Below are 25,371 nucleotides of genomic sequence, written 5' to 3' on the forward strand. Positions count from 1 at the left end.
AGAGAAGAAAGAGAAGGAAAAAATTTTTAACTTAACCCTATTGATTAATAAATAACAAATAAAAAAAATGACAAGAAAATGAAGATATTACAAATTGTCCCCTCTATTTCTCTAATTTACGGCGGCCCTAGTCAAATGGTACTAGGATTAGCTCCAGCGTTGGTAAAAGAGGGAGCGGAAGTTACGATTCTCACAACTGATAGTAATGGCGATAATGGTCAAACACCTCTGGATGTTCCTTTAAATTGCCCAATTAAACAAGATGGCTATGAAATAATTTACTTTCGTTGTGCGCCGTTTCGTCGCTACAAATTTTCTTTAGATTTATTAAACTGGCTAAAACTTCATGCTCACGAGTTTGATGTAGCACATATTCATGCTCTATTCTCCCCAATAATTAGCGCTGCTGCTATTGTGTGTCGTCAGCAAAAGCTACCTTATATTTTCCGTCCTTTGGGTACTCTCGATCCGGCTGATTTACAGAAGAAAAAGCAATTAAAACGGCTTTATGTTGCAATTATAGAACGTCAAAATCTAGCTGGTGCGGCAGCAATTCATTTTACCAGCGACCAAGAAGCTAAAATATCAGAACGATTTGGAGTATCTACGCCAGATTTGGTGATTCCATTGGGTGTTATTCCCCCTCAATCTTCTATTAAAAATATATGTAGCCAGTTAGAAATACCAAAGGATGTACCAATGGTACTGTTTATGTCACGAATTGACCCGAAAAAGGGGTTAAATTTGTTGATTCCGGCGCTAGAGAAACTGTTAGCGGTTGGTTATAAGTTTCATTTTGTCTTAGCTGGGACAAATCCTCAAGATCCAGATTACGAACAAAAGATAATATCCCAAATTCAAAATTCCCCACTGCGATCGCACACTACAATTACAGGCTTTGTTACTGGTGAACTCAAAGTTAGTTTACTACAAGCTGCTGATTTATTTGTCCTACCTTCCTACTACGAAAATTTTGGGATTGCTGTAGCGGAAGCAATGGTAGCAGGTGTACCCGTAGTCATTTCTGACCAAGTGCATATTTGTCAACAAATACGTCATAGCGAGTCTGGTTGGGTAGGCGCAACAGATGTCCAAGCTTTGGTAGAGTTACTGCAAGAAGCTTTGCAAAATCCCGCAGAACGCCAACGACGGGGATTAAACGCCCAAAAATATGCCTTAGAAAATTTTAGCTGGGATGCGATCGCAAAGCAAACAATCCAAGCCTACCAAAAAATTCTGGCAAATAAACCGTAAGTCTCAGCTACAAGAAAATACTGTGAAACTGCTGATATACGATATTCAATTGGAGCAGATTGTAAAATGGAAAATCTGACAGATCAATTAATCAACTATCAGCAAACTGTGCAGCAATTATTGATTGGCTATGCTCAAAATAAGCCTGCTTATGGTGATATTGAAGTTGAAACTATTTTTGATACTCAGCGAAATCATTATCAAATTATGCATTTGGGTTGGCAACATAAGCGCTGGATTCATCAATGTGTAATGCATCTTGATATTCGGAATGAAAAAATTTGGATTTTCTACAATTCAACTGAACATGATATCGCGGCTAATCTAGTCAGGCTGGGTGTACCAAAACAAGATATTGTACTGGGGTTCCATCCTAGGGTGTTGACTCTGAACCCTTTACCCTATAAGACTTCATGCAAAAAATGTGTCGCCTGTTTTTGTTGCAAAGCGGCTGTTCCAGCCGCTTTGCAACAAAGAAAAGTAGCATAAATAATTTTCTCTGAAATTGACTCAAAACACCCAAAGTCAACAGCCTAGTTCCATCCTCCTTTTATGCGTGAAATGAGTGATTATGGTGTGGAATGAGAAAGTTAGAGAACGTTTCTCACCGCTCGTTCCTTATCCGAGAGTGCTGACAACCTAAAATTTTGTTTCAAACAGCTAAAGCCCGATTGGGGAATCGGGGTTTTGTGTCATGATGGCATACTAGAATATATATGCTTTTCTAACTACAGGGAATCTCACATGGCTCTCCGTCTAGGTGACACAGTACCAAACTTTACGCAAGCCTCAACACACGGCGATATCGATTTTTACGAATGGGCAGGTGACAGCTGGATTGTGCTGTTCTCTCACCCTGCTGATTTTACACCTGTTTGTACAACAGAACTCGGCACAGTTGCCAAGCTAAAACCAGAATTTGACAAGCGCAATGTCAAAGCGATCGCACTCAGCGTTGATGATGTAGAATCCCATAAAGGCTGGGTGGGAGATATTGAAGAAACTCAAAGCACCACCCTTAACTATCCAATTTTGGCGGATGCGGATCGTAAGGTTGCTGACCTTTACGACATGATCCACCCCAATGCTAATGCATCTGTGACAGTGCGATCGGTTTTTGTAATTGATCCTAATAAAAAACTCCGTCTCTCTTTCACCTATCCCCCCAGCACGGGACGCAACTTTGACGAACTTTTGCGGGTAATTGATTCTCTGCAATTGACTGATAATTACAGCGTGGCGACACCAGCCGACTGGAAAGATGGAGAGGATGTTGTAATTGTCCCCTCACTGAAAGATCCAGAAGTACTCAAAGAAAAATTCCCCAAAGGCTATCGGGAAGTCAAACCATATCTGCGGCTAACTCCTCAGCCTAACAAGTAAATCTGAAAATGATTTCGGATAAAAAGCAAAGGCGCAAAGATATAATTTTGCGTCTTTGTTTTTTTTGCGTGAGAGTATTGCTAAAACTTGAGTATTTCCCGCTCATAGTTGTCGGGAAAAGGTTGTATTTCCCAGACTATGCTTTCTCCTACCTCTAAAGCAACTTCTACATAGAGTTGTTCTACAGCTGTTGTGGCTACATCTTCGTTATCGGGAAAAGGCTGTAAATCTTCGGTGAGTAATCGGAGTTTAAAACCGCCGGGGATAGCTGCACCGACGGCGGCGTTACGTAATTCAAAACGCCAAATAGTTGCATCTTGCTCTAGTTGTGGTATAATAGTAAGCTCATAAATTTGACCTGCGATCGCTAACCGCCGAGAAAGAATAGTACTTAGTTGTGTGTCTTCCTCACCCCGCGCCCCAGCCGCACTCAGTTGTAAATCAAAGCTTCCCCAGCCGACAGCCTCAGCAACTTGAGAAATACCGCTTTGCAACCATTGGATAACTGACCACTGTTCTGGTAATCTTAAGCGTTGTTGATATAAGTTTTTTCGCCAACCGCCATGTTGAATTAATCCCCCCCACAGTTGAAAAGGAATTTCTTGCCGGGGTGTAAGTATTTCCGGGTTTCCCAGACGGGCAATTAAATTTTCTGCTTGTTGTGGCGATAAGCTGGGAATCTCTTCAATGGCGCTACGGGTGGGTTCTTCTGGACACAATTGACGCGCTATAGCTAAAACGCTGATGTCGTTGATTATATCAGCAGCGTCTAGACAATAAGTGCGATCGCTGGCATCATAACTGCCTTGAGTTTTAAGTTTTTCATGGTTACAATAACCCCAAACCCTGACATAGCCTTCGTCTGGTTCGACTTGCACAGCTAAATAATAATCCCCTACCCAACTAGGAATATCCACCCATTCTTGAGGTACTCGCAATTCACTCAAATCAATTGCTTCACTTGGTATCAAGATTAATCTTGTTGTCTCAAGGGTGAGTGCAATTCCATTAACCAGTTCCCAGAAACTGGGTAAAGCACTGGTAGTTGGCCAAACCTTTGTCTGTGGTGTCCAGTCTTCTTGCAACCATAGCAAGATAGCACCCAGGCAAAGTTGATTAATATAAGCTTGATAGCGAGAATTAGCATTAGAAAAAGCTTGACTCTCCAAATCTGCTTGATTTTGGGTAATTATAGGGATTTCTAAAACTAAATCTGTGGAACTAACGAAAGTAAATATAGTGGTGTCAAGAGTCATAAGGATTGAGGATTGGGGTTGAGGTTCTCAGTTAGATTAACGAGGCTTTGAGGTGGATGAACTGAGTTTCGAGATGGATGAACGAGGTTCTAACTTACCCAATCCCCAGTCATACACCATAGTAATTTTTCAACCATTCCTCCATTAGTGTGTTTATATTATGGAGTAGGTCTGAGGTGATAGAAATATGCAAACTATCTTTACTCCAGTTAGCTAAAAAGCGTAATAGAGTTTCTTGGGCTTTTTTTAGCCGCCGTGAAACTGTATATTGTTGTATTTTTAATTGTTTGGCAATTTTGTCTTGAGTTAGTTCTTGAGCATAATAAAGTTGTAAAATTTCTTGTACTTGCGGTTCAAGTTGAGCGATCGCAGCTACTAAAACTTTGTTAATCTCAGTTTGTTGAAAGTTTCTTGTTTGTTCCTCTTCTTGAGCAAGAATTTCATTAATTAAAGATTCTTGTTGGGTTCCGGGAATATTATCCAGCCATTCCCACGAATTATCGTCACCTTTAGGGATATTGAGAGAATCAACGGCAAAATAACGATAGCGGCGTGCGGCTTTAGCAGCAGTTAACAGCCGCTTTTCTAGGGTTTGGGAATTGACTTTATGACTACTTTGTGCATTATAAGCTTTAGCGATCGCCTCCCAAATCTCATTATCTGGTTGAGCAATTTGGCGAGAATTACCTTTTTTTGTTGGTATATATAGAGTTTTGAAGCAGTTCCAAGCAAGGATGTAAGCATTAATATCCTCTAGCAATAAACCTGCATTTTGTAAAGACTCTACCAAAAATTTTTTAGTAATTTTTCGTAATAGTCCCCAATCTGTACAAATATCAATTTCACGATTTTGGCGTAAATTTTCCCGAATAGCACTGCCAAAGATGGCATTGGCATAGTTTTTTAAAATAAAACCTCGATCTGCATTAAATCCTTTGAGGACTTTATCAACTTGAGCGATCGCAATTTGAAAACAGTCTGATAGCTTGTATTGAGTACTAGCAAAACTATTAACTGTTTTTTGGGATGCCCAATAACAGGATTCTTGCAAGTAAGCTGTCAGATGCTGTTTAGCTAGTAAATTTGTCTCAGGAATCAGCCAAAATTTATACCAATATAAAGACCAAAAATATTCCGAACTTTCTTGAGGTGTGCGGTTGAGACAGTTTTGGATACTGCGACGCAAACTTGATTCCGTCGCCCAACGACTGAAGCGATCGGCTTCAAATTGCACAAAAGTTGAAAAGATTTCAATGATGCTTTGCCGAGGATGCATAAAAAATTGGAACCCAACCTATAGGAAGACTGAAAGCGTTAAACAACGTCTACACAAACTTTACTACAAGGGGCGAAGATTATATTTCGACTTCAACAAAATATTTAATATATTGAATACTTAGCTGCTGTTCATCTTGTTATTGTTAATGGATTATTGAAAATAAAAAATAATTATCAATTCTTGAATAAGATAAATAATCAATAAAAATTTCTCTAGTATTCAACCTCACATCTGTGGGGTTTTTCTATTTGTGTCACAGTTAATATTCAGCAACACCGTTTTTATATTTATTTGCATTGATCTCATTACAATTACTCGATCAAGATTATTTTGACAAATTATCCAAAACTTTTTCACAACACTGCATAAAAATCAAAAGGCAAACCTATTGAGTAAGTGAAGGGGTTGAAACCCACAACAACATTACTAACTTCCAGGATTAACAAAATATGAAACTTTCTAGAAATCTCTCTGGTGCTTTACTTCTAGCTTTGAGTATTGCTGTTCCTTCAGCATTTATTTCTACAACTGTTAAAGCACAACCAGTAGTAAACAAAACACCTTTAGAAGTTAATCGTGTCCAAACACCTATTAAGTTTGCTCCCAATGTGATTAATAAAGTGGATGTATTACGTCCAGGCGGTTTAACAGGTAAGGATGGTTTCCGAGATGCTTTTAGAGATTCTTTCAAAGAAAAGGGCAAACAGAATAATCCTCTTAATGTTCTAACCCAACCAGCCGCACCTACTTCGGCAGTCAATACTTTCCGCACTTTGAACAAAGTCCCCTAGAAAGATATCTATCTTTCTAACGATTAATAAATACTTTTCCCTGAAGAAAACAGTTATATCTCTTCTGCTTCAGGGAACTTTTTCCTATCTATAATTTATCAGGATAAAGTCATGAATGCCAGCCCCAGACAAGTTCAGTTTGTTGTAAAAACATCAAAGTTTTGCAACTTACGTTGCCGCTATTGCTATGAATATGCAGAATTAGGAAATAAAGCAGCGATCGCGCCTGAACAATTGGCGCAAATGTTCCATAATATTGCCAGCTATTATCGTCAACTTGACTTTCCTGTTGATATTCAATTTGTTTGGCATGGTGGCGAGCCTCTATTACAATCACCAGACTATTATTGGCAAGCATTTGACCTTCAACGCCAAATATTTGGTGAGTTAGCCAACAATATCACAAATGCAGTTCAAACTAACCTAACTGTACTTAATCCCGAACGTATTCGCCTATTAAAAGATGGATTTGACGAGGTAGGTGTGTCTATAGATTTATTTGGAGGATTGAGAGTTAATCGTTCTGCTGTTGATTCTCTAGATACTGCTTTAACAAATATGGATCGTTTGAGTCAAGAAAATATTCAATTTGGTTGCATCACTGTTTTAACCAAACTTAACTTGCCATATCTACGAGAGATTTACAACTTTTATCGAACCATGAATCTCTCTTTTAGGGTTCTACCTTTATTTAAAGGTTCTTTTGATGGACAACATCAAGGTTTTGAGATTTCTGCCCAGGAAACTTTAGATGCTTTTTGTAGTCTGGTAGATTTTTGGCTAGAAGATCAAGAGTTTGTATCAGTTGTACCTATAGTTGATTACATTCAGCAGGTTATTCAACATTACACTCTCAACTCTTCTTTAATTTTTTATGATAAAAGAGAATGGGAAAGCGTTTATTTAGTAAATACAACAGGCGATATATATAGCTATGCTGATGCCTATGAAATCGAGCGTAGTCATGGTAATATATTCACCACATCTCTAACAGATTTAATAGTAGGAGAACGCCACCAACAAATCATTATAGAAGCTGAAGAACGGATGGCAGCAACCTGTAGTACATGTACTTACTTTGGTAGTTGTAGTGGTTCTCCAGTTGCCGAAGGTAGTCGGCAATATAATGATATTGATGAATCGGGTGCGATTCGTTGCATCGTAGATCAAGGAACGCTGCAACATATTGAGTATCGCCTCAAACAAGCTAGAATTATTAATCCGCAGACTGGAAAACTAGATATAGAACAAATTAAGTTACCTGCTTTTGTCCCTTCTTTAGCTACTGCTGTGTAAATAATGTCACCAATTGGGATTACCAATCGCTCAACTTCAGTCAAACAAACTGCAACTCCTAAATTGTGGCTAATCTTGGTGGGAGTCAATCAGTATCAAGATGACGGATTACCCAGCCTTAGTTATTCAACAGGAGATTGTCAAGGTTTAGCAGAAGCATTGGTAGATGCAGCCGCACAATTTAGCCAAACAGAGGTCAAAATCTACCACGATTTTGCACCGCAACCACCATCTTTAGAAAACATTCGTGCTAGTCTTCAGCAAATTACCATTGCGGCTCAATCTATTGATACTGTTTTATTTTATTTTTCTGGACATGGGATTGTAGAACCGAGTACGCAACAAGCATTTTTATGTTTAGCAGATACTCAAAAATCCGATCTCCAAAACACAGCTTTAGCTTTACAAGAACTTTTACAATTGTTGGGTAATAGTAAGGCGCAAAATCAGCTTGTTTGGTTAGATGCTTGTCATAGCGGTGGCATGACACTCAGAGGTACAACAAAAGAAACATTTCTGAACGCTACACCAAAAATGGTTGAGGTATTACAACAGTGTGCTACTAAAAGTAAAGGTTTCTATGCTTTGCTTTCTTGTGATACTAACCAGCAATCTTGGGAGTTTCCCGAATTGGGACACGGGGTATTTACTTATTATTTAATGAAAGGGTTGCAAGGTGAGGCAGCAGATAGCCAAGGTCTAATTTATCTAGATAATTTGTATCGCTATGTATATCATCAAACTCTCCAATATATAGACAAAAGCAATCAACAGTTGCGGCTGATAAATCAGCAGAAAAAAAACAAAGGAGAAACTCAAATTTTTCGAGAATATCCTTTGCAAACTCCTAAGCGAATTGTTGAGGGAGTTGGAGAACTAATTATCGGCAAAGGATTAACCAAGGCAACCCTTGGGGTACGCCGGATAGGAATAGTAGTAGAGGGATTGTCAGTTAGTAAAACAACATTAGATATTAGCAAATTTCTCGGAAGTGCTGGGGGTTTTGCAGTAGAGTATTTGCCAGCAACAAAAGTCTCTGCCGAGCAGATTAAAGAAGCGATCGCTCGTCAGTTACAACAACCAGCCTCAGAAGTGATTCTGCTTTATCTGCGGGGACGAATTGAAGAAACCGAAGCAGGTGAATGGTTATTGCTGGGAGAAAATATTCGGATCAAACGCTCTTGGTTGAAACAACAGCTACGCCAATGCACCGCTCAACAAATTATCATCCTTGATTGCCCTCTAGGTAATACATCCTTGCAAAATTGGGTAGAAGATTTGCAAATTGATTCCCACCAAGGACAATGTTTAATCGCCTACACCTCCCCTGCTGAAGCACCAGAACGCTTCGCCCAAAAATTTCTCGATACTTTGATGGCAACTTCTCAAGCAGATGGACTCTCAGCCGCCGGAGCGATCGCTCAACTACAATTATTCTTGGCAGGTAGTGGTGTTCCTCTTTACATCTGGCTATCAGGCAAACAAGGCATTATAGAAATTCTCCGCGCAAAAACTTACAAAGACACCCAAGAATCAACCACAGGATTGGATTTGAGAGTATGCCCTTACATGGGGCTAAGTGCTTTTTCGGAAGAAGATAGCCAGTATTTTTACGGTAGAGAAGCTTTAACTCAGCAATTAATTCACCAACTACGCGATCGCTCCTTTCTAGCCGTCATCGGTGCTTCAGGAAGCGGTAAATCTTCAATTGTACAAGCTGGTGTCATCCCTCAACTGCGATCGGGTAAACAAATACCCAGTAGCGAACAATGGTGGATTAAAAGCATTCGTCCCGGAGCAAATCCCTTAGAAGCTTTAGCGCGGCGGCTTGGGGGAGTAGTAGAGGAGCAGGGGAGCAGGGGAGCAGGGGAGGCAGGGGGAGCAAAAGAGCAAAAGAATTATTCTTGCCCAATCCCCAATCCCCAGTCCCCAATCCCCAGTCCCCAGTCCCCAATCCCCAGTCCCCAATCCCCAATCCCCAGTCCCCAGTCCCCAATCCCCAATCCCCAGTCCCCAATCCCCAGTCCCCAATCCCCAATCCCCAATCCCCAATCCCCCCATCTCTTGTTAGAGGGAATATTTCACCAAGGGGTAGAGGGATTTGTTTACTGGATACGTAATCAACCCCATCGAGTTGTGGTGCTAGTGGTAGATCAGTTTGAGGAACTCTTTACTCTCGCTCCAACCCCAGACAGAGAGCTATTTTTAGAATTATTGCTGGGAGCGGTGCAATATGCTGGCGATCGCTTCAAATTAATTATTACTTTACGCGCAGACTTTATTTCTTCCTGTTTAGAAGTACCAGCACTAGCTAAAGCTTTGCAGGATTTTAGCGTGTTAGTTCCACCGAAGCTCAGTTTGGATGATTATCGGCGGGTGATTCTTAACCCGGCTCAACAAGTCGGGTTAAAAGTAGAACCAGAATTGGTGGAAGTATTGTTGCGGGAGCTAAATCACTCGCCAGGAGATTTGCCGTTACTGGAATTTGTTTTAGAGCAATTATGGCAACATCGAGTTGCTGGTGAGTTGACTTTACAGGTTTACCAAGAGCAATTAGGTGGAATTAAAGGAGCATTAGAGCGATCGTCTCAAGCTGTTTACGAAAGTTTAGATCCTCAAATGCGCGAGTGTGCTAAATGGATTTTTTTATCTTTGACGCAACTAGGCGAGGGTACAGAAGATACTCGCAGACGGATACATAAATCAGAGTTGATAGTTAAAAAATATCCAGCCGCATTGGTAGAAAAAACCCTCAACGCTTTAACCTCTGCCAAGTTAGTAGTGATGAATTTAGAAGAAGAAGAAGTCACACAAGGACAAGGTAGACAAGGCGAAATAGAAAACATTTCTCCCCCTGCTCCCCTGCTCAATATCTCCCCTTCTCCCATAACAGTAGAAGTTGCCCATGAAATCCTCATCCGTCATTGGTCAACTTTACGTTGGTGGTTAGAAGAAAACCGCGATCGCTTACGAAAACAACGGCAAATTGAGCAGGCTTCCCAATTGTGGCTACAACGGACTCAGCAAGCTGATTTCTTGTTGCAAGGAGTGCGGCTAGCCGAGGCAGAAGATATCTATATCAAATATACCGACGAACTTTCTGCTGATGTGCAACGGTTTATTGAAGCTTGTTTAGTACAAAGAAAACAACAGCAACTACAAGAGAAAACAAGACTCAAGCAAGCTCAAAGGGCTGTAGTTGCACTCAGTGTTTTGGGATTAGCGGCTGTCTGTTTCGGCTCTTTGGCCTATTGGAAATCCCAAGCAGCCCAATTAAGAGAAATTGAAGCCTTAAATGCCTCATCTCAAGCTAATCTTTTATCACATCAGCAGTTAGAAGCACTGATTGCCAGTGTCAAAGCAGGTAAACAGCTAAAAAACACTCTTCTAGCACCAACTGAGGTGCAAACTCAAACTCTGGGTGTTTTACAACAAGTAATTTCTGGAACTCAAGAACGCAATCGTTTGGAAGCCCATAGCGCTGAAGTAGTGAGCGTCAGTTTTAGTCCTGACGGGCAAACAATTGTATCGGCTAGTAACGACAAAACAGCCATACTTTGGGGACGTGATGGCACAAAGTTACGAACATTAACAGGGCATACTGCTAAAGTGCGGAGTGTCAGTTTTAGCCCAGATGGTCAAATGATTGCAACTGCTAGTTTCGATCGTACTGTCAAGCTGTGGAGAACTAAAGACGGTAGTTTAATTAGAACACTAAACGGTCATACTGCGGAAGTTCTGAGCTTATCTTGGTCTAGCAACGGTGAGACGATCGCCACAGGTAGCGCCGATCGCACTGCTAAAATCTGGAAAGTTAGCGATGGTCATTTGCTGAGAACTTTGAGCGGATATAAGGATTTTGTTAATAGTGTAAGTTTTAGCCCTGATGGTGAAATTTTGGCGATCGCTAGTGCAGATAAAACTGTTAAACTTTGGAGCGTTAGCGATGGAATGTTGCGGCAAACCCTGCAAGGGCATAGTGCTGGAGTTTCCAGTGTTGCTTTTAGCCCCGATGGTCAAACTTTAGCTTCAGCCAGTGAAGATAAAACTGTGAGACTATGGCACAGAGACGGCAGTTTACAAAGAATTATTGCAGCCCACAATGCAGAGGTTCTCAGCGTCAACTTCAGTCATGATGGTCAAACCCTAGCTTCCACTAGCGCTGATAGCACAATCAAACTTTGGAATTCTCACGACGGCTCTTTAGTTCAAACTTTATTAGGACATAGTATTGCAGTCTACAGCGTCAGTTTTAGCCCAGATGACCAGACTTTAGTTTCGGCTGGCGCTGATAAAACTGTGAGACTTTGGCAGCGAGATAATCTTCTATTCAAAACTTTCACAGCACATCAAGGTAAACTCTATAGTGTGAGTTTTAGCCCCGATGGGCAAACTCTAGCCACCGCAGGACAAGACACTACTATCAAACTTTGGCGGCGTGACGGAACTTTGCGCCAAACCTTGGAAGGTTATAGTACTTCAATTTATGGACACAGTTCTGATGTTTACGCTTTAGGCTTCAGTCCTGACGGCGAGACATTAGCCTCAGCGAGTCAAGACTATTACATTAAACTTTGGCGGACTCGTGACGGCTATATGATTAAAACCCTCCAAGATCATCGCCGCGAAGTTAATGGTCTTAGTTTTAGCCCTGATAATCAAATTCTGGCAAGCGCTAGTGCTGATACGACCATTAAACTTTGGAATATTCAGACAAAAGCTTTAATTAAAACTCTCCAAGGACATACGGCTGAAGTTTTGAGCGTTCGTTTCAGCCCTGATGGTCAAGTACTGGCTTCATCTGGTAGAGATAACAAAGTTTTGCTTTGGAGAGTTAAAGATGGCAAGTTACTGTATACTCTTCCAGAACATACTAATGCTGTCAACGCCATCAGTTTCAGTCCTGATGGTCAAGTACTCGCCTCGGCTAGTGATGATAAAACTATCAAACTCTGGCAAGTCAGCAATGGAGTTTTACTACAAACTCTTACCGGACATACTGATGGTGTTTATAGCATCAGCTTTAGTCCTAATGGCAAGATGATAGCCTCAGCTAGCGGTGATGGAAGCATCAAACTTTGGAACCGTGATGGTAGAGAACTGAAAACTCTTCCAGGTCATACTAATGCAGTTTTAAGCCTCAGTTTTAGCCCAGATGGAAAATTTTTGGCTTCTGCCAGTTTTGATGGTACAGCTAAACTTTGGCATCTTCTTAGCACAGAACTGCAAACCCAAGATTTAGACAATCTCCTGATTCGCAGTTGTAATTTGCTAAACGATTACCTCAAAACTAACCCTAAGATTAGTAACCAAGAGCGGGGTTCGCTATGTTCAGATTTACGGGGCTAGAATTGAGCGTATTTGGTAAACCTATGCCCCGGTTGTGGAACGATGTATCTTGATCTTTGCGAGGAGGTTTAGGCCCAGGGCCTTTTACTGGTTTGGTACTACCTGTTTGCCCTGGTGATTCGCTATCGCCTGGGTTCCTGAGTTGATTATTAATTCCAGGAATTTGAAACTCGGCTTGTACCAAACCTGGTTGTAAATTACGAACTTTGGGTGTGATGGGTTGTATGGGATTTGCCAAAGTGGGTAAGGCAGTGAATAATATTGTTGGTAACGCGATCGCTAAACTTAAAATTTGCTTTTGCATATCAAGTCTTTTTCCTTTTGAATATATACTTAAAGCTGAACTACTAGAGAGTCTATCCCTTTGTAGATACTTAGCTACAAAAGCAAGCAATAGGATTCCAGATTGTAGGTTTAAAACCCTTCAGTAACTTAATAGATCCAGTTGAGTTTTTTTATGCAGTTAGGAGTAGTTCACCATTGCTGTCTGCTAGCCCATAAGAGTGAATATCCACACTATGAAAATCGACCGATTGCAGGAAATTAAGCAAAAATTGACGAATGAATCAGATTTGTCACATATCTGGTTATTTTATATGGATCATTTTGCCGATCATCCAGAATTTACTGAACTAGGTCAGCCTGCCTATAATGAATACCTAGATGCTATCGTCCACAAAAGTTGTAAGCATTTGTTTGGTAAAGCAACAAAGATTACTGGTTTTTTTCTGATCTACATTGCAGAGTATCAGTTATTTCATGGAGCTTTCCAAGTTGAAGGACGTATTGGGGGTGTGATTTATTTCGATGATATAAAAATTGGCTTACTTGCAGTGTCAGAGGATTATCCTCTTACTGATGTGGTTAAGTATTCACGTTTTTCTGAAATTATTCAACTGTCGCCACCTAATCGCAACGATGTCTACGACGGGCTACGCCTACGCAATTGAGAATAGCATTAAATAATTAGGGCTTGCTGAAAAAATCAAAAAAGGGGTTCTACCAATTTGAAAAATAATTGCGACAGATGGAATCAAAGAACCCTTTAAGAAAAAGAATTCTCAATCCAAAATCTAAAATTCTAAATAGTATTACCTTTCAGAAGTCCCATTTGCATAAACTTCTGTTTTTGGAAGACTTACCAAGAGAGTTTGCTGCGGCGAAAGACTAATCTCGTAAGTCTCACTCCCAAGTAACACCTGGAATTTCATCGACTTCTCTTTATCTACACCTGCTTTTACAGATTTGTTGCTTCCCAAAGAGGGGCTTTCCCCAGACTGGTGTAGACTAGAATGCTGGCTTGCTTTTGCCCCCTTCTTCTCAGAGGAAAATCCCAAATCCCCGACATTTTCATCTTTTTTTGAAACAGGTAACAGCGAGATATCAATCAAAGGTAGGGTAATCTTCAGTGTCGTACCTTGATGAAGTCCCGTACTCTCAAGAGTAATGCTGCCTCCCATGAGTTCGATTAAGTTCCGTGAAATTGCGAGTCCAAGTCCAGTACCTTCAAACTGGCGCGTGGTTGTGCCATTCACCATCACAAAGGGGCGAAATAGTTTGTGTTGTTGAGCGGGATCAATGCCTATACCTGTATCTTTAACTATTACCACCACTTGAGATTTACCATTACTAGATTGAATTTCTGTAGCAATGGTGATGCTGCCTGTGTCGGTGAACTTAGTAGCATTGCCAATAACATTAATCAGCACTTGCTTCAGTTTTGCCGCGTCTGCCTTAATTGGTATTGATTGAGGATCTAACTCGCATTTCAATTGCAAGCCTTTTTGTTGAACATTAACTGATTGTAAATTAATCACCTCTAGCAATATTTGTCGGAGATCAAGAGGTGTAATAACTACAGAAAGTTTACCTGCTTCGATTTTAGAAATATCGAGTAAATCATTAATAATATTTAACAAATGAATGGTTGTTTCATCGGCACGTTTGAGGAAGTCCATTTCTTCTTCTCGGTTATCACATAAGCCATCTTCAACCACGCGAATGCAGCTAATAATAGTATGTAATGGATTTCTCAATTCATGGGAAGTAGTAGCCAAAAACTGGCTTTTAATTTGGTTAGCGCTTTTTGCTTCTTTCCATGCTATTTCTAACTCTTCTGCCCCAGCTTTGAGGCGTTCTACCATTTGGTCTAATGCTTGGGCTAGTTGATTGAATTCTCGAATTTGGAAATTGTGGGGAACTGGTTGTGCGGCGTGGTGAGAGTGAATATTGAGAGCGTAGTCTCGCAATTCTTCTACAGGACGTGCCAAGTAAGGAGCTAAATATAGGGATGCAAACAAACTTGCGCCAATCAAACCAACTGTCAAAACGATGAGAATCAGTTTAATTTCTTCTAAACCAAAAAGCGCATTATCGATACTAGTAACAGCTAAGACTACCCATTTTTGTTGCTGTTCTTGGGTAAGCGGATTTGCAATAGCCGTATAACCAGCGACTAATTCGTTCCCCTCTTTAAAAGACAAATTTATCGAATCGTTTCGTCCGGCAAGGGCATTTTTAATTATGCTCTTAAATTGGGAATAATTTGGGTGTTGATTGATATTAGTTCCCACCCAGTCTGTGTATGGGTGCGCTAAAATTGTGCCATCTTCAGCAATCACGACCATAGAGCCTGTGAGCGATCCCGGCGGATTTCTGGTTTGTTGGTATAGTGCAGACTGAATACTTAAGCTGTAAACTAAATTTTTTCGGCTATCAGAGACTGGTGCAGATACCACTAATCGCAATTGATTTTGTGCGTTTCTTTTTCCAGTCATTCCTGCCTTTGGCGGGAAGATTGCTTTGACATCAATTCCATCACTAGGCAAAGGGAATACCAATTCTCCTATTGCTTGATCCCCGCAGCTGCTGGCAATTACTTTCTGGTTTAGGAGATCCGTTAATTGGATGCACTCAATATTGGTTGGAAGTTGTTGCTTTAGCTGCGTGAGAATTTCTTGCTCTTGTATAGGTGAACCCGACGGAATCGCTGTTGTTTTACTTACACTGAGTAAACTAGCTTTTAAGATTGCGATCGCATCCCCAATTCTCTCCCCTTTATTGATGGCACTTTCTGTTAAATTTTGACGCGCAGTTCCCAATATGCTAGAACGTGCCTTATTCAACGCAATAATCTCGCCTATAAGTAAAACTGGAACGAACAGCAGCAATATTTTCGTTACTAAAATTCGACGAAAGGAAGATTGGCGAGAATTAATCATCGAGTGTCTCACTTTGCATCCGCAAACCACAACAGCAAAGATATGTAATTAGACTGGCTAGATGAGACATTTTATTAAATTATCAGAATTTTATTTTCAATGTTTAAAAATAACAAATTGCTATAATTTAAAAAGAAACCTGTTATACCAAAAGTTATATATGCTAAATGCAAAACTTGTTTGTATTGCATATAAATACAGTGGTAAAATTGTAAAAAAGCAACTCACAGGCAGGGATTTTTTTGAGAATCTACACACTAATAAAAAAAATATTCAACCGATGAAATCAATTTAATGTTGCAACATCGTCCTCATACTACAGTTGTTTTAGCAATGAGTGTAGATGGCAAGATAGCAGATTTTAGGCGATCGCCTGCTCGGTTTGGCTCAAGGGTTGATAAAGCACATCTAGAAAAACAAATCGCTGCCTCTGATGCGGTTTTATTCGGTGCTGGTACTCTCCGGGCCTACGGAACGACACTTACTGTATCAGATCCAACTCTAGTGGAACTTCGGGCACAACAAGGGAAGCCTCCGCAGCCAGTTCATATAGTGACTACACACTCTGCAAACCTCAATCCGGAAATTAACTTTTTTAAGCAACCAGTTAGACGCTGGCTACTCACGACAAAAGCGGGAACACTTTCATGGAAAAGACGCTTACAGACGCTTCCTTCAACTATAAGAACCGGAACACAAGAGTGTTCTCCAGAATTTGAACAGATTCTGGTTTTTGAAACACCAACGCGAGAAATCGACATTTCCGCAGCTTTGAAGCATCTAGCCAATATAGATATAACACGATTGGTAGTCTTAGGTGGAGGTGAATTAGTCGCTTCCCTGCTGGGCTTAGATTTAATCGATGAATTATGGCTAACTGTCTGTCCCTTAATTTTAGGTGGTAACACCGCCCCCACACCCGTCGGAGGGAAAGGATTTTTATCAGATTTAGCTCCCAAGTTGCAACTTTTAGAGGTTCATACAGTCGAGCAAGAAGTGTTTCTGCACTATCGCCTGCAACGATCAGCAAATTAGATTACGCTATTTATTGGGAATTGGGAATTGGGCATTGGGCATTGGGCATTGGGTAAATAATCATAAATGGTTCTTCTCCCACTGCTTCCCCTGCTTCCCCTGCTTCCTATCCCCTGTCCCCTACTTCTCTAAGATGGTGGAACAACTTAAGCCTCGCTATTCTGTTGTTTGGACGAACAAAATTGCCGAAGTACCCCAAAATGCCTGGAATGCTTTGGCAATGCCACTCAAAACGCCGTTTTTAGAATGGGAGTGGTTAAACAATATCGAAACCTCCCAGAGTGCTACGGCTAAAACTGGTTGGTTGCCAAATCACTTGACATTGTGGCGAGATAGAACACTGATTGCGGCTGCGCCACTTTATCTCAAAGGACATAGCTCTGGTGAATTTATTTTCGATCACCAATGGGCAGAGTTAGCCGATCGCATCGGAGTTCAATATTACCCAAAATTGCTGGGAATGACACCATTTACCCCAGCTGAAGGTTATCGGTTTTTAATTGCCCCTGGAGAAGATGAGGATGAAATCACAGCGATGATGGTGCATGAAATTGACACTTTTTGCTCCAAAAATCGGATTTCTGGGTGTCATTTTCTCTACGTCGATCCCCAATGGCGGCCGATGCTGGAACGGCATGGTTTTACAACTTGGCTGCACCACAGTTACGTTTGGGAAAATGCTGGCTTTAAAACTTTTGATGACTACTTGAAAGTTTTCAACGCTAATCAGCGTCGCAATATTAAGCGGGAACGCAAAGCTGTAGAGAAAGCAGGTTTAAGATTGCAACCTCTGACTGGTGATGAAATTCCCCACTCTTTATTTCCTTTGATGTACCAATTTTATGCTGACACCTGTGATAAGTTTGGCTGGTGGGGTAGCAAGTATCTCACACAGCGATTTTTTGAGCAGCTATACACCGATTATCGCCATCGAGTCTTGTTTGTCGCTGCATATAGCGAAGAAGATAATTCTCATCCTTTAGGAATGTCCTTTTGTTTGTTTAAAGATGACAAACTCTATGGACGCTATTGGGGGAGTTTTCAAGAAATAGATTGCCTACATTTCGATGCTTGTTATTATGCGCCGATTGAGTGGGCGATCGCTAACAACATCCAAAGTTTTGATCCTGGTGCGGGTGGCCGCCACAAAAAACGGCGCGGTTTCCCCGCCATGCCCAATCACAGTTTGCACCGCTTTTACAACAATCGTCTCGGACAAATTATCCGTCCCTATATTAAGGAAGTGAATCAACTCGAACAGCAGGAGATTGAGGCGATTAATGCAGAGTTGCCATTTATTGAAAAAAATTCTTGATAAAGCTTTTACCTCCTGCCTCCTTCACCTTCAGAACTCAAGCAAAATCGCGGAAAAGAAAGATTTTCGGCGTTGTATATTTGCGGGATGATTTTACTATTTTTGTGGGATGGGCAACATGAGCGTCCCTTGTATTTCCGGGCGGGCAGGATGCCCACCCCACAATAATCATCCCTTAATTCAGCAACGCCAGATTTTCAAGTATGGGCAAACCTACAATTCTGATTAACTGGATAATACTCCTGCAATACTTGTCAATTCCATAATTTTCTCAAACTGAAAGTTTTGAGCTAAATTTTTAATAAAATCTTGCAGTCCCTCATTTTCTGAAGGGATTTGCTTAATCAATTCTAAAATTAAGTCATCGCTACATTGGGCTGCGGCAGTATACACCTGTTGAACCCATTCAGGTGACATTTCAGATAATATAGGCACTAAATCTGCAAGCTTTAAGATAGATTTTGTTATCTGTTCTTTTGAGTTTCCTATCTGATAATTATCTTCTTGATAAATATATTGAACATCTAAATATTCACTCAATTTTTCCAGTAATTGTTCCTCACGGAAAGGCTTGTTCATATAATCATCACAACCCGCTTGAATCATTGCCTCTCGCTGTTCCTCAAAGGCATTAGCGGTTAAGGCGATGATAATAGTCTTGCAATTTGAGATTGAGGTTTCTTCTGTTGTTTTAATAATTTTTGTGGCTTCGTAACCATCCATAATCGGCATCCGCATATCCATTAAAATTAGGTGTGGTTGCCATTTCTGCCAAAGTGCGATCGCTTCGATGCCATTTGCCGCTTCTTGAACTACAAAGCCGATAGATGTCAGAATTTTTACCAGCACTAAACGACTGTCTATGGAGTCATCAACCACCAAGATTCGATATTCGCTTTGATCTGGGGCTAAACTCAGAACTTGCCGTCTAATTTGCTTAATCTGGATTTCGCTGGCTGCGGATAAACTAATTTGAATATCAAAGGCAAATTTACTTCCCTCACCAATAATGCTGGTAACACTAATATTTCCCCCCATTAGTTGCACGTATTTGCGGCTAATTGCTAAACCTAATCCTGTTCCCTGTTGCGATTTTCTTCCAGTTTCAGTTTGCCCAAAAGCTTCAAACAACAAGTCAATTTCTTGTGGGGCTATACCGCGGCCAGTATCCGTAACCTCGAAGATTAGGGATTGGGCATTGGGGATTGGGGACTGGGAATTTGGAATTGGGAATTGGGAATTGGTTATTAATTCTTCTTCCCCTGCTCCCCAGTCCCCAGTCCCCACCCGTAATATCACTCTTCCTGTATCGGTAAATTTGATGGCATTTCCTAAGAGGTTAAGCAAGACTTGACGCAGTTTACTTTCGTCAGTTTGGATGTATTGGGGGAGGTGAGATGTATATTCAAATACTAATTCTAATCCTTTGGACGTAGCACGAAAGCGCAACATCTCTTCGAGATTTTCTAAGAGGCGAATTAAGTCAAAACTGTTGAGATTTAATGTGATTCTACCAGCTTCGATTTTAGACATTTCCAAAATGTCGTTGATTAAGTTGAGGAGATGTTCGCCAGCACGATTGATAATTGCTAGGTTTTGCTGATGTTCAGTAGATAAAGCAAGATCGTGGCTCATAACTTGGGTAAAACCAAGGATGGCGTTGAGAGGGGTACGTAGTTCGTGGCTCATATTGGCGAGAAATTCGCTTTTGGCACGGTTGGCAGCATCAGCAACGATCACAGTTTCTTGCAATGCTTGTGACTGCCTTTGAGTTTGCGCTAGTAATTGTGCCTGCTGTAAAGCGACACCCAATTGATTGCCAATTTGAACTACGATGTTGATTTCTCCTGGTTTCCATTGGCGGATATCGGAATTTTGATAACTCGCTAGTAATCCCCAAAGCTGACTACCATATAAAATGGGGACAATAATGTAGGCTTTTGCCTGAAAGCGCTCTAAGAGGTTGATGTAACAAGGATGAAACTCAGCGTTGTAAATGTCTGGCACACAGAGGAAACTTGCACCTTGGGTTGCTTGCAGATAAGGATCTTCTAGATGATTATCGATGCTATCCAAAATTTTTGCTAGACAACGGCCATCATCTAAGACACCCTCTGTGAGATAAGGGTCATTGTTATGTTCTTCTATCAGAGATATCCAACCATTACCCACCGACTCGGAGACAAATTCGCCACTCCAATGGGGATTGAAACGATAGACAACAACCCGATCGCAATTAAGTACTTGCCGTAATTCTTGGGTTGTAGCTGCAAATATAGTCTCTAAATCCAGTGTTTGGCGCATCCTTTGAATAACTTGGGCGATCGCTCTTTCCCTTTCTGCACTCTCACACAGGGCTTCTTCTGCCAATTTTCTCTCGGTAATATCTGTAATTGTACCGATGTAGCCTTTGATTTCTCCATCATCTCGAAATTCTGGCAAAGCCTGACAAATTACCCAGACAACTGTATGATCATTACGTAAAACACGATGTTCGTACTTATACGTGCTTTTATCAGTTCTTGCTTGATTCCATATCAACAATAGCTGGTCGCGATCGTCTGGATGTACGGCTTTTGTCCAACCTGTTCCCAGAGACTCTTCTAAACTATATCCAGTAATCTCACTCCAGCGTTGATTAAAATATAAGGCATTGCGATCGACATCAGTGTGAAATATACAAGCTGGTGAGGCTTCTGCTAAAAGTTTATATTGCTGCCTACTTGATTGCAAAGCTAATTCCGCTAGTTTAGCATCATTAATATCTGCCCAATAACCAACACATTCTATCGGTTTACCAGTTTCGTCACGGATTAGCCTCATCTTTTCGTAAAACCAATGATAAGTTCCATCAGCGTGTAACCAGCGGTATTCGTAGGAACTGTACTCTTGCTCAACCAACTGAGAAAATTTTTCTGAGATCAGTTCAACATCTTCTGGGTGGACGTGATGGAGCCAGAAACTAGGATTTTCGAGAAATTCTCGCGCTTCGTAGCCAACCATCGCTTTAATGTTCTCACTAATGAAGGTAGTGCTAAAGTTGCCTGATGTTTTTTTGCTGCTATAAATCACCACAGGGCCAGAGGTGAGCAGATATTGGAGGCGTTCGTTGGCTAAACGCAGTTCTTGTTCGACGTTTTTGCGTTCGCGTAGCGCTGCTTGCAGTTCACTAATTTCTACTAAAACCGTGCCTACACCAGAGGGGCGATGATCTTCACCAGGAATCGGAAAATAAGAAGCTAAGAAGTGGCGGATAATATCTGGTTGTTTAATTGATGCGCCACTTAATTGTTGATTTAGAATGGGTTGACTAGTTAACAGAACCTGTTGATAGATTGGTTCCACTAGAGGAGCCATCTGGGGTAAAACTTCATGAATAGTCTTACCAATATGATCCTCCTGGGGTAGTCCATTAATCTCTGCCAGTAGGTGGTTGATTTGCACAAACCGCAGTTGGTTATCTATGATATTCATGCCGACGGGAGCGCTGCTAAAAAAGGCATTGAGGCGGGCTTGTCTGAGTGCTAGTTCTTGTTCTAGGGTTTTGCGCTCAATTAACCCACCTAATTGAGCAGCAACAGTATTGACTAGCAAGAGCAAACGTTTATCTATCAATACTGAGCTACGTTTAAAAAACACTAAAACAGCTAATACTTGGTTTCCAGCCAGGATGGGAACACCAAAACCAGCTTTTAATCCTACCTTTGGTGCTTGTTGCGATGCCTGCGGCGGGCTACGCCTACGCAAAACAATTGGCTCTGTCACTTCCGAAACATCTTCTATCCATTCTGGTTCTTGATTCTGCCAAACTCTTCCTGGTAGTCCCACTCCCAGAGGAAATTTCACTGTTTGGCTTTGGCGGCAAAATTCTTCTAAACTGCTCTCCTCTCCGTACCAGCCGAGACTGCGTTCTAAAACAGTACCATCTTCATTAGGTATCCACGCTTCACCAAAATCCCAGCCAATAGTGTGACAAATTAAACGCAATACTAGGACTAACGCGCTATTGACATCACTAGCGCGAGTAATCGCTTGGGTTGTCAATAGTAACAAACGGCTTTCATTTTCTGCCTGCTTGCGTTCAGTAATATCTTTCGCTGTACCGAGTACATACCATTTTCCATCAATCTCGATCATTTCTGCACTCAACAATGTTGTCTTAATTTCTCCTGAACAAGTGCAGACATCAACTTCATAGTTACGGATGGCTTTAGTTTTTTGCAGCATTTGGGTGAGGAAATTATATTCTTCTGGATTCGCCCAAATATTCAATTCTCGATCGGTGCGATTAATCACCTGAGAACGAGAATAACCAAAAAACCGACAAAAGCTGTCGTTAACTTCGACATAGTGTTTGTGGGGAAGAGTAATTAAGGCAATTGGATCGGGAGATGACCGAAAAGCTGATGCTAACTTTTCTTCAGAAGCTTGTCGCGCTGCTTCTGCCCGTTGGCGTTCTTGAATCTGCTGTTGCAGTTGGATATTTTGCTCTTTTAACTGTTGTTTTAGCCTTTGGAGAGTTAATTGATTTTGGATGCGGAATAAAACTTCTTTAGTTTGGAAGGGTTGAGTAATATAGTCAACATTACCTAACTCAAAAATGTTTAATTCTTCATCTAATTCATCTATAAACCCGAAAAAAATTATCGGGATATCTTCAGTTTTTTGGGATGCCTTCAAGTTTTGATAAACTTTATTTGATATGGATAAGTTTAGCAAAAGTAAATCAGGTGAAGAAGTAATTACCATATTTATTCCCAATTCTTCAGGTATGGCAATTTGCAACTGATAACCTTGGGTTTGAAGAATATTTGATAAATATTTTAGATTCTCTAATTTATCATCAACTAATAAAATTTTGATTTTTTGAATATCCATATCAGTTACTAAGTAAATTTTCAATAAATAATAATTTTTTGAATCCAACTGAACATGAAATCAGTAAGCAAAATTATATGAGAAAATTATCATCGCTTAAGTAGATGAGCGTAAATAAATATAATATATTCCGTGATTGCAAACGTTGGCGCTGCCTCTGGCAATGACATCTTGTATTCAATTATGCCTACTACTTACCAGCATACTTTAGCTTAAAGTATAGAGGTGTCAAGTTAAGCCAAAACCCCTTTTAACTGGGGATTGAACTCTGTAAGAACAATAATTACAATCTCATACTTATAGCCTCTAAGAAACCTCACCCTGGTTTTACGTAGTAAAACCTGTCCCTCTCCTTAGTAACGCTACGGTGTACACACAAGTCTGAAGTAGTTTACTAATCTGGTTTTTACCCCACCCTAACCCTCCCCTTGCAAAGGGGAGGGAACTAGATTTCCGGCTTCCCCCCAATACATCGGGGGGATTGAGGGGGGTAATTAGACTTGTGTGTACACCGTAGCCTTAGTAAGGAGAGGGATGTCTGATAGGACAGGGTGAGGTGGTTTTTGTTTTAGGTCATTCGATGACTTGTGTGTACAGCGTAGCTTTTCAGGAGAGAGGAATGGAAGTGAGGTCAAAGTGTATTGCATCCATAGATGCATAGCGGCTTCTTGCAGAGTACGAGAAGCCCTATAGGTACGCGGTTGAGCCGACATTCCAAGGCTTGGAGGGTCAGGTGATGGTATTTTAGAGTTTAAGTAGAAATACTGCTATTGTGGGAGCGCTTGTCAGAAATCTTATCTATTATATTGAGCTAGCCTGCGGAATATCGGATAAGGGCAAGCAAATACTGAAACAAGTTCTCCCTGGGTGGGACTCAAATGAGAGCGTACCGTGATGGCGATTTTCTACAATCCGGCGAACGGTTTCCAAACCAAGTCCTGAACCACGTCCTACTGATTTGGTGGTGAAGAAAGGTTCAAAAATGCGGGTTTTAATTTCAGGTGGAATTCCACTACCAGAATCGATGATGTCAATATGAGCGAAGCGATCGCAATGGTGTGTTGTAATTTCCAGCAGTCCTTTATCATCCATTGCATCAATGGCGTTGTCAATTAAGTTTGTCCATACTTGATTCAGTTCGCTGCCATAAGCAAGGATTTTAGGAAGGTGTCGATCGTAATTGCGTTGTACTTGGATGCCGCATTTGAGTTTATGAACAAACAATCGCAATGTATCTTCTAAACCTTGATGCACATTCACTTCTTGCTGAACGCCTTGATCCAGGTAAGAGTATGACTTCATCGCTTGCACAAGTTCGGAAATCCTCTCGGCTCCTCGTAAACCATGTTTAATCATTGATATGACTTCAAAGGAGAGCGATAGCCAGTGCAATCCGATTTCTCGCAATTCAGTGTTGTCGTTGCGCCAACGTTCCATGAGGCGATCTAAGGTTTCGACATCAACACCACCTTCTGCTAAAGGTTCTGCTAATTTCCATGCCTGGTTCACACCATAATCTTCTAGCCATTCCAGTAATATGGTTTCGCGATCGCTTAGTGTCACCGGATCTAGACGATTGTTTAAAATCGCATCATAACCGCGATCGCGTACTCTCAACCATTCTTGAGTATGGGCTTCCTCTACATTGCGTTGCCCATAAACTAAGTTCATCCGTTGTAGTTCCAGGATGGCAGCTGGCATTTCCCCTAAAGTCCGAACCAGGGCTGAGGCTGGGTTGTTAAGTTCATGAGCTAAACCGGCGGCAAGTGTCCCTAAAGCTGCCATCTTTTCCCGCCCACGAATAAAAGACTCTAATCCCCGCAGCCGACGTTCCATAATGCGGAAGACCATCCGCTCAAAATTCCGACATTCATAGAGCAGTTTACGGAAGTCCTCTGCCTTGATTTCATAGAGGTTGCAATCTGTCAATGCCCGCATTGTCACAGGTACTGGTTCGTCTGTGAGGACTGGAATTTCACCAAAAAAGGATGGGGCTTGATGTTGCCCAATGGGAATTTCAACTCCTTGATTACGGCGGGTGAGATTAATTTTGCCTTTGACTAGGAGAAATAAGCCTCGTCCAGGATCTCCCTCATGCGTCAACACGTCTCCGGCGCAAAGTTCAACTGTTTGAGCGCGATCGCAAACCCACTCTAATTGCTCTTGAGAAAGCTGTTGAAACGGGTCTAAGTCGATCAATTCTTCAATACACAACATGAATTACTCACCGTTCGCGTAATAGGATTTGACTAAGAGGAATTATCGACCAAATGACCATAAATATCAGGTGATAGACCAAGTAAACAAATAATTT

General features: G+C 41.1%; 14 protein-coding genes and 1 pseudogene. 9 read left to right on the forward strand and 6 right to left on the reverse strand.

The window, feature by feature from the left end; genetic code table 11:
• Positions 1-78 precede the first annotated feature (78 nt).
• From hpsP to V7K38_RS07820, 3 genes and pseudogenes are all read left to right on the forward strand, one after another.
• Positions 79-1,254 carry a hormogonium polysaccharide biosynthesis glycosyltransferase HpsP gene (gene hpsP, locus V7K38_RS07810; RefSeq protein WP_334856779.1) on the forward strand — a complete coding sequence of 392 codons (1,176 nt, stop codon included), beginning with the start codon at positions 79-81 and terminating at the stop codon, positions 1,252-1,254.
• A 66-nt stretch (positions 1,255-1,320) separates the two neighbouring features.
• Positions 1,321-1,623 (forward strand): annotated as a pseudogene (locus V7K38_RS07815) (XisI protein); the annotation flags it as partial.
• Positions 1,624-1,998: 375 nt separating this feature from the next.
• Positions 1,999-2,637, forward strand: coding sequence for a peroxiredoxin (locus tag V7K38_RS07820; protein ID WP_334856782.1), 639 nt, complete (start codon positions 1,999-2,001; stop codon positions 2,635-2,637).
• Positions 2,638-2,717: 80 nt separating this feature from the next.
• Here V7K38_RS07820 and V7K38_RS07825 read toward each other — a convergent pair whose 3' ends face one another.
• Positions 2,718-3,893, reverse strand: a complete 1,176-nt coding sequence (locus V7K38_RS07825) for a DUF1822 family protein (protein ID WP_334856783.1) — start codon at positions 3,891-3,893, stop codon at positions 2,718-2,720.
• 109 nt (positions 3,894-4,002) lie between these two features.
• On the reverse strand, positions 4,003-5,169 hold the full coding sequence (locus tag V7K38_RS07830; RefSeq protein ID WP_334856784.1) for a sigma-70 family RNA polymerase sigma factor: 1,167 nt from the start codon (positions 5,167-5,169) through the stop codon (positions 4,003-4,005).
• A gap of 452 nt (positions 5,170-5,621) precedes the next feature.
• Between V7K38_RS07830 and V7K38_RS07835 the strand changes: the two genes are divergently transcribed.
• The 3 genes from V7K38_RS07835 to V7K38_RS07845 all read left to right on the forward strand — a co-directional run bounded on the left by V7K38_RS07835 (position 5,622) and on the right by V7K38_RS07845 (position 12,608).
• Complete coding sequence (locus V7K38_RS07835) at positions 5,622-5,963, forward strand: hypothetical protein (protein ID WP_334856785.1); 342 nt, start codon at positions 5,622-5,624, stop codon at positions 5,961-5,963.
• Between the two features lie 111 nt (positions 5,964-6,074).
• The gene (locus tag V7K38_RS07840) at positions 6,075-7,259 is read left to right on the forward strand and encodes a radical SAM protein (RefSeq protein ID WP_334856786.1); all 1,185 of its coding nucleotides are present in this window, start codon (positions 6,075-6,077) and stop codon (positions 7,257-7,259) included.
• Between the two features lie 3 nt (positions 7,260-7,262).
• Complete coding sequence (locus V7K38_RS07845; RefSeq protein ID WP_334856787.1) at positions 7,263-12,608, forward strand: nSTAND1 domain-containing NTPase; 5,346 nt, start codon at positions 7,263-7,265, stop codon at positions 12,606-12,608.
• Here V7K38_RS07845 and V7K38_RS07850 read toward each other — a convergent pair.
• The gene (locus tag V7K38_RS07850; protein ID WP_334856789.1) at positions 12,562-12,912 is read right to left on the reverse strand and encodes a hypothetical protein; all 351 of its coding nucleotides are present in this window, start codon (positions 12,910-12,912) and stop codon (positions 12,562-12,564) included. The genes V7K38_RS07845 and V7K38_RS07850 overlap by 47 nt on opposite strands.
• Before the next feature lie 214 nt (positions 12,913-13,126).
• Between V7K38_RS07850 and V7K38_RS07855 the strand changes: the two genes are divergently transcribed.
• Positions 13,127-13,558 (forward strand): hypothetical protein, encoded by a 432-nt coding sequence (locus V7K38_RS07855; protein ID WP_334856791.1) that lies wholly within the window; start codon positions 13,127-13,129, stop codon positions 13,556-13,558.
• Between the two features lie 141 nt (positions 13,559-13,699).
• Here the strand turns inward: V7K38_RS07855 and V7K38_RS07860 are convergent, their stop codons facing one another.
• The gene (locus tag V7K38_RS07860) at positions 13,700-15,829 is read right to left on the reverse strand and encodes an ATP-binding protein (protein WP_334856793.1); all 2,130 of its coding nucleotides are present in this window, start codon (positions 15,827-15,829) and stop codon (positions 13,700-13,702) included.
• A gap of 294 nt (positions 15,830-16,123) precedes the next feature.
• Between V7K38_RS07860 and V7K38_RS07865 the strand changes: the two genes are divergently transcribed.
• Both V7K38_RS07865 and V7K38_RS07870 read left to right on the forward strand, forming a co-directional pair.
• Positions 16,124-16,864, forward strand: a complete 741-nt coding sequence (locus V7K38_RS07865) for a RibD family protein (protein WP_334856795.1) — start codon at positions 16,124-16,126, stop codon at positions 16,862-16,864.
• A 133-nt stretch (positions 16,865-16,997) separates the two neighbouring features.
• Positions 16,998-18,179 (forward strand): GNAT family N-acetyltransferase, encoded by a 1,182-nt coding sequence (locus V7K38_RS07870; RefSeq protein ID WP_334856797.1) that lies wholly within the window; start codon positions 16,998-17,000, stop codon positions 18,177-18,179.
• A gap of 225 nt (positions 18,180-18,404) precedes the next feature.
• Here V7K38_RS07870 and V7K38_RS07875 read toward each other — a convergent pair whose 3' ends face one another.
• Entirely contained in the window at positions 18,405-23,057 is a 4,653-nt protein-coding gene (locus tag V7K38_RS07875) for a PAS domain S-box protein (RefSeq protein ID WP_334856799.1), read from the reverse strand.
• 801 nt (positions 23,058-23,858) lie between these two features.
• On the reverse strand, positions 23,859-25,274 hold the full coding sequence (locus V7K38_RS07880) for a sensor histidine kinase (protein WP_334856800.1): 1,416 nt from the start codon (positions 25,272-25,274) through the stop codon (positions 23,859-23,861).
• Positions 25,275-25,371 lie beyond the last annotated feature (97 nt).

The organism is Nostoc sp. (assembly GCF_036917465.1).
GTDB lineage: Bacteria > Cyanobacteriota > Cyanobacteriia > Cyanobacteriales > Nostocaceae > Nostoc.

Excerpts from the sequence above, each read along its gene's own strand:
- V7K38_RS07870 (WP_334856797.1), top strand. The coding sequence starts at position 16,998 with ATGGTGGAACAACTTAAGCCTCGCTATTCTGTTGTTTGGACGAACAAA.
- V7K38_RS07825 (WP_334856783.1), bottom strand. The coding sequence starts at position 3,893 with ATGACTCTTGACACCACTATATTTACTTTCGTTAGTTCCACAGATTTA.
- hpsP (WP_334856779.1), top strand. The coding sequence starts at position 79 with ATGAAGATATTACAAATTGTCCCCTCTATTTCTCTAATTTACGGCGGC.
- V7K38_RS07855 (WP_334856791.1), top strand. The coding sequence starts at position 13,127 with ATGAAAATCGACCGATTGCAGGAAATTAAGCAAAAATTGACGAATGAA.
- V7K38_RS07860 (WP_334856793.1), bottom strand. The coding sequence starts at position 15,829 with ATGATTAATTCTCGCCAATCTTCCTTTCGTCGAATTTTAGTAACGAAA.
- V7K38_RS07845 (WP_334856787.1), top strand. The coding sequence starts at position 7,263 with ATGTCACCAATTGGGATTACCAATCGCTCAACTTCAGTCAAACAAACT.
- V7K38_RS07850 (WP_334856789.1), bottom strand. The coding sequence starts at position 12,912 with ATGCAAAAGCAAATTTTAAGTTTAGCGATCGCGTTACCAACAATATTA.
- V7K38_RS07820 (WP_334856782.1), top strand. The coding sequence starts at position 1,999 with ATGGCTCTCCGTCTAGGTGACACAGTACCAAACTTTACGCAAGCCTCA.
- V7K38_RS07830 (WP_334856784.1), bottom strand. The coding sequence starts at position 5,169 with ATGCATCCTCGGCAAAGCATCATTGAAATCTTTTCAACTTTTGTGCAA.
- V7K38_RS07840 (WP_334856786.1), top strand. The coding sequence starts at position 6,075 with ATGAATGCCAGCCCCAGACAAGTTCAGTTTGTTGTAAAAACATCAAAG.
- V7K38_RS07880 (WP_334856800.1), bottom strand. The coding sequence starts at position 25,274 with ATGTTGTGTATTGAAGAATTGATCGACTTAGACCCGTTTCAACAGCTT.
- V7K38_RS07835 (WP_334856785.1), top strand. The coding sequence starts at position 5,622 with ATGAAACTTTCTAGAAATCTCTCTGGTGCTTTACTTCTAGCTTTGAGT.
- V7K38_RS07875 (WP_334856799.1), bottom strand. The coding sequence starts at position 23,057 with ATGGATATTCAAAAAATCAAAATTTTATTAGTTGATGATAAATTAGAG.
- V7K38_RS07865 (WP_334856795.1), top strand. The coding sequence starts at position 16,124 with ATGTTGCAACATCGTCCTCATACTACAGTTGTTTTAGCAATGAGTGTA.